Annotated in this window: 1 pseudogene; it reads right to left on the reverse strand. The window is 47.8% G+C overall.

Annotation, left to right across the window (positions count from 1 at the left end):
- Window positions 1-502: pseudogene (locus tag EXE45_RS16310) on the reverse strand (hypothetical protein); the annotation flags it as partial.
- Between the last annotated feature and the right edge of the window lie 1,277 nt (window positions 503-1,779).

The raw sequence follows: 1,779 nt of genomic DNA on the forward strand, positions 1-1,779 counted from the left end.
GCGTGTTCGGTGCACTCGGGTCGTCCTTGTTACATTTCGCCTTGGTCGCGCTGACGTACCCGCCTTCGAAAACGGCTGTCCGAACAGATAGTTCGTCTTTGACCTCTTCAAACTGCGAACGTGCTTCGTCGTCGACGATGTACTGTGATAGGTCGTCGATTACGTCCGGGTTCTGCGAGAAGTGGTACGCGGCGATTTGTGAGTGGGTTTTTCCACCACCGAATACCGTATCGAGTGAGAGAAGCCCATCTTCTCCGCTGAACTCGTCTTGCTCTTTGCCGACGTATCGTTTCGCAAGCAGAGTGAGGAGGTCCTGTAGTCCATCTGTTGGATACGTCTTCTCGAAGAAGGTATCCGGGTTTCCATAGATTTCAGGGGCCTCATCCTGTCGAAACACTACATCGGAGAGCTTCGCAGCGAACTCATTTTCCGACAGTGTTCCCGATAGCACATCGTCGTGGGGAGTACACGACTCAAAGAGTGTGGGAATCTGTGGAGCCATTGATGATACTGTCACAAATGTGGGGGGGTTAGTAAGTAGTTGCGTCTGTATTATCACCTAGTGTAACGGCTGAATACCAACGTGAAAGCCACCAAGATATGGTATTACTAGCTAACAGCCCGCAGCTGTCCTATTAGTGAGTCTTAGTCCGGCTTTGTCAGAGGTCATATCTATTCGGTAGGGTTACTGCTGTTTCCCAATTGTGACTCACGCTTATCCAAAATATCTCGAACTCGTTCATTTACGTCCTCTGTCTCGATAGAGGCCGGAATTAGAACGAGTACACCCAAGTTTGCCTGTCGGTGGATTGCAGTGTTCGCCGTTAATCTGAGTCGGTGTACTGCGTTTGTGACGAGAACCCGATGTCCTGAGTCGCTAAGTCGAGACAGCGAAGTCACCGAAGATGGTCGACGACCATCGGAACCGTCAGAGAAGTCCCGTAACTTGATGAGGTCTGCTGGGTCCATTTCATTGATTGTTTCATTTGTAGTTGCAGCGTCGTAGAGCTCAATCCATTGGTTAACCGGCATCTGTTCGTGTGTGACAAGAATTAATTCTCCGTCGACGACAGTGATTCGAAGGGAATCACCGGTCTCCCATCCAGTATCATCCACGAGAGACGAATTTATATAAATCCCATAGGAGGTCTTTGCGTTCCCACCAACGATGTGGAGTTGAACCATCTAATTACCCCTTTGAATTTCAGCTGAGGTGCGTTCTCTATCGTAGCCAGACCCGATGCTGTACAATTTCCAGAAAATTGTCATAGTTTCAGAGACTGCTATTCCGGCTTTATACATATCTACAGCACGGAGATGACTTCCTCACCACAGAACCTGAATCGTCTGAACCAGTCTGGTTATTCGGAAGGATATGTAGATTTCTTCATTTAGCACGGGAACCACTGTATGGTGGAACTACAAAACCGATAGACAGAGGCTTATTTTAAGGAAAGTATATTAACTGAACCAACGTACCTGTTGTTGTCATTGATGCGCTGTCGCGGACTGTCCGTGACACCTCACCGAGACATTCAGCTGACCGCAGTTTCAGTCGACAGTTGGAACCACTGACGGCTGGTTCAGTTGATACGGAATCGTGACTAAAAATGAGCACAGAAAATCAAAACAGCAAAGATAGACAGAAGACAGCCGAGTTAAGAGGTCTTGCAAAATATGACCTGACGGACTGTCCTGACAGTTTAGTATCCGACCTCTACCAACACATCATTGAACTACAGGATGATTTGGAGTCAGTATCAAGAGAGTATAACACCT

The organism is Halorubrum sp. SP9 (genome assembly GCF_005435015.1).
GTDB lineage: Archaea > Halobacteriota > Halobacteria > Halobacteriales > Haloferacaceae > Halorubrum > Halorubrum sodomense.